Source organism: Dietzia sp. SYD-A1 (assembly GCF_015356725.1).
Taxonomy (GTDB): domain Bacteria; phylum Actinomycetota; class Actinomycetes; order Mycobacteriales; family Mycobacteriaceae; genus Dietzia.
The window spans coordinates 1-3,619 of sequence record NZ_JADDKI010000352.1 but is presented as its reverse complement, the minus strand read 5'-3'; the positions used below and the strand labels follow the sequence as shown (position 1 = coordinate 3,619).

General features: G+C 71.5%; 2 protein-coding genes and 1 pseudogene. 1 reads left to right on the top strand and 2 read right to left on the bottom strand.

What is annotated here, in order from left to right; all coding sequences use genetic code 11:
* Positions 1-1,253: pseudogene (locus IY392_RS13575) on the bottom strand (acyl-CoA synthetase); the annotation flags it as partial.
* Between the two features lie 102 nt (positions 1,254-1,355).
* Positions 1,356-1,997 (bottom strand): TetR/AcrR family transcriptional regulator, encoded by a 642-nt coding sequence (locus IY392_RS13570; protein WP_107756878.1) that lies wholly within the window; start codon positions 1,995-1,997, stop codon positions 1,356-1,358.
* A 90-nt stretch (positions 1,998-2,087) separates the two neighbouring features.
* Between IY392_RS13570 and IY392_RS13565 the strand changes: the two genes are divergently transcribed.
* Positions 2,088-3,389, top strand: coding sequence for a glycosyltransferase (locus IY392_RS13565; protein WP_194861495.1), 1,302 nt, complete (start codon positions 2,088-2,090; stop codon positions 3,387-3,389).
* The last annotated feature ends 230 nt before the right edge of the window (positions 3,390-3,619 follow it).

Sequence of the window (3,619 nt, the reverse complement as noted above, 5' to 3'; positions counted from 1 at the left end):
ACCCCACGCACCGCGCCGATCCCGAGGCCGGCGACCTGGAACGCCCCGTCCGCCGCGAGCATGATCGCCGTGGTGGGGGTGGAGTCGACCACGGCGCCGGGTTCGACCTCGGCGATGCCGTCGGGTCGCTGCCCGGCGCCTTCCCGCCACCCCATCCACGCGGCGACGGTGGGCCACGTCTGGGAGGCGGCGGTCGAGCCGACCACGAGCCCGAAGTGCCCGGCGCGGACCGGGAACTCGTACACCTCGGCCGCCGGGGCGACGGAGGCGATCTTGCGGACACCGGCCGGGACGCCGATCTCGTCGACCTCGCCGAGCACCGCGAGGACGGGACAGGTGATGTCGGCGAGGGAGACGACGTGTTCGCCCACGACAAAGCCGCCCACCATCATCCGGTTCTGGATGATCACCTGCCGCATCATGTCGACGATCGCGGGACCGGACCAGGCGACGAACCCCTCGCCGCCGATGAAGCGGCGCTGTCGTTCGTGTCCGAGGAGCGCGTCGCGGTCGTGGAGCTGGCGCAGGAAATCGACCTGCGAACGGGCGGTCTTGATGGGATCGAGCAGTCGGAACGCCGTCGAGGCCAACCACCCGGGCAGCGGGCGGTCGGCAAAGACGTAGTCGGCGACGAACCGCGCGATGGTGACGACCACCTCCTCGGGTATGCCGAGCGGGGCATGGCCGCGCCAGTCGACGGGGGAGCCGAACGTCACGATGCTGGCGAGGTCGCGCGAGCGTCGGTAGGCCGCGGCCTGATAGCAGAACATGCCCCCCTGGCTGTATCCACCGAGATGCACCGACCGGCCCGTCGCGGTCGTGACGAGGTCGACGGCGTCGCTCACGGCTATCACGTGGTCGGTGAGAGTGCGTTCGAGGCCGCCGGCCTCGATGTCCGGGGCCCCGAAGTCGATCACCCACGGGTCCATTCCCGCCTCGTGCAGCGCGGCGACCGCGCTGGTAGAGGGGGACACGTCCCAGACGTCAGCGGAGATCATCATCGGCGGCACCAGCAGGATCGGCGGGCGCGGCGGGGCGTCCTCGCCGTCTCCCGCACCCCCGTGCTCGGCGTTCGCCGCCGGCGCCGGGTAGTAGCGACGCAGCCGGAACATCGGGCGTCGCGCGACGATCTCGAACGGCGAGGGCTCTTCGTCCGTCTGCAGGCCGCCGAAACGCAGGACCTCGACCGCGTTGAGAACGTACGACGTCGCGGTCTTCAGCGCGGCCGAGACGATGTCAGGGGTGCGAGGCATGGTGGGTAAGAGAGTAGAGGGTGCCTCACGGGCCCGGGCCGCTCCGGCGGATCCTCCCCGCCTGCGCGTCTCCCGCCCACGCGGCTCACATGGAGAGGCGACTCACATGGAGAACTGTCGACGGGCCGCGTCGATCAGCCACGTCTCGTAGCGCTGGTGGGTCCACCCGCTCTGCAGGACGAGCTGCTGATGACTCTCCGGGGACCAGAGGAACGACAGGATCGCCGCCGCCCCGTCCACGTCGTCCACCCGGCTGGTCATCCCCCGGGCGACGAACTGCTCGATGGTGCGGCGGAAGTCGAGATGGCGGCGCTGCAGGAGGGCGGTCAACGCCTCGTCGATGGTGGGGTCGGCGTTCGCGGCGGCGAGATACTCGCCCCAGAGCACGCTCGTGCGCGCGTTCGCGGCGGCGATGAACCCGGCCAGCGCGGAGAGGAAGCCGTCGTTGTCGCCGATCCCGACCAGGTCCCGGCCGGTATCGGACTCGGTCAGGAGCTCGTCCCCCTCGTCGCCGGCGAAGGCCTGATCGAACGCGCTGAGCAGGAGCGCGCGTTTCGGTCCGTTCGCCTTGACGGTCTCGGTGGACACCCCGGCGCGTTCGGCGATCTCGCCGAGCGAGGTCCCCGCGTAACCGCGGTCGGCAAAACAGGTGGCGGCGGCGGCCACGACCCGCGAGCGGGTGTTCGCGGCCTGCTCGGCGCGCAACGTCGAACGATAGGTCCGGGTGGACGCGGCCTCAGGCATTCCAAAATCCTTATTGACTAACCCAGTGGGGTGGTGAATACTTTGACGGGCAGGCAAATCCTAGCCTGCCAGCTCTCCCGAGGACCACTCATGGCTTCCATCCTTCTCGCGTCCACCCCGGTACGCGGCCACGTCACCCCGCTCCTGTCCATCGCCCAGTCCCTCGTCGCCGCCGGTGATCGCGTGCGGTTCCTCACCGGCGCGCGGTACCGGGACGACGTCCGCGAGACCGGAGCGGACTTCCTCCCGCTCCCACCCGACGCCGACTACGACGACCGCGACATCGACGCCGCATTTCCCGGCAGGCGTGGCCTCCGCGGGCCCGCCGGAGTGCGCTTCGACATGATCGAGATCTTCCTGCAGCCGGTCCCGGCTCAGCTCGCCGCCGTCCGCGCCGCGCTCGCCGCCGAACCGACCGACGCCATCCTGGCCGAGTCCATGTTCTCGGCGGGCGCCATGCTGACCGGGATCCCGCGCGCCGAGCGACCGCTCCTGGTCAACCTGGGCATCGTGCCGCTGGCCGTCAAGCACCCTGACGTCGCTCCCTTCGGGCTGGGGATCCCGCCCCGGCCGGGCCCGCTCGGCCGGATCCGCAACCGCGTCCTTACCGTGGGCGCCGAGAGGGGAGTATTCGGACCCGTGCAGCGACGGGCGAACGAGATCGCCCGCGCCGAGATCGGGCGCGACCTGCCGCGGTTCTTCCTCGACTGGCCGATCGGCGCCGACCTGCTCGTGCAGTTCACCGTGCCGGGGTTCGAGTACCCGCGACCGGGGCTCGCCGACACCGTCCGCTTCGTGGGTCCCGTCGCCCGCTCCCGCCCGTCCTCCACACCGGTGCCGGAATGGTGGGACGACCTCAGCGGTGACCGACCCGTGGTGCACGTGACCCAGGGGACCGTCGCGAACTCCGATTGGCCGCTCATCGAACCGACCGTCCGCGCGTTGGCCGACGACGACGTGACGGTCGTGGTGAGCACCGGCGGTCGTCCGCTCGAGACCCTGCCCGCGGACCTGCCCGCGAACGTCCGCGCGGCGTCGTTCCTCCCGTACGACCGACTGCTCCCGCTGACCGACCTGTTCGTCACCAACGGCGGCTACGGCGGGGTGCACTACGCCCTCGAACACGGCGTCCCGGTGCTCGTGGCCGGCCGCACCGAGGACAAGGCCGAAGTAAGCGCCCGCGTCGGCTGGACCGGCGTCGGGATCGACCTCCGCACCTCCACCCCGAGCCCGGCCCGGATCGCGACGGCTGCCCGGACGATCCTCGCCGACGATCGATACCGCCGGAAGGCCGCCGCCATCGGTGAGGAGATCCGGCGATCGCCCGGGCCCGACGCCGTCCACGACCTGGTCACCGACGCGCTGGGCGCCACCGCCCGCGACTGCGCCTGACCTGCCCGTTCCAGACCCTTTCTCACGCCCGGGCCGCCGTCACGCCCGAGCGGCACACCACCACAGGAGACCCCCGTCATGACCATCCCGTCTGCGCCGACCGGCGCGCCACAGCAGACCACGTCGTCGTCGTCCCCGTCCTCCCCGTCGACCACGGACGATCTCTCCCACGTCCGCGATCTCGACGACCTGGCCCCGCTCCTCGCCGGCACGCTCGCGCGGCCCGGCGA